This window comes from Flavobacterium sp. GNP010 (genome assembly GCF_056428945.1).
This window is the reverse complement of record NZ_JBWJVK010000154.1, coordinates 1-309: the sequence shown is the minus strand read 5'-3', so window position 1 is coordinate 309 and position 309 is coordinate 1. Positions and strand designations below refer to the sequence as shown.

Below are 309 nucleotides of genomic sequence, written 5' to 3'. Positions count from 1 at the left end.
ACGAAGTAACTGAAAACTTTAGTATTGCCTCTGGAGCTGCTTCGGCTACTGGTACGATTATCGACAATAACAATGCCCCTACTGTGGCAACGATCACTCCGGCTTCGGCTACTGAAGGATCTGATGTGGTATTCAACTTTACACTGAGCAACCCTTCTGATAAAGCCATTACCTATACTTTTGTATTGACTACTGGAACTGCTGGAAGTGCGGATTACACTACTACAAATGTTGATGTACTTGTTCCTGCTGGAGCAACTACTGGAACGGTAAGTGTACCAACAACGGTGGATGCGATTGACGAAGTAA

General features: G+C 44.3%; 1 protein-coding gene. It reads left to right on the top strand.

What is annotated here, in order from left to right:
* The coding region (locus tag AC061C_RS15935) for a hypothetical protein (RefSeq protein ID WP_478291988.1) at positions 1-309 on the top strand (309 nt) is incomplete at both ends.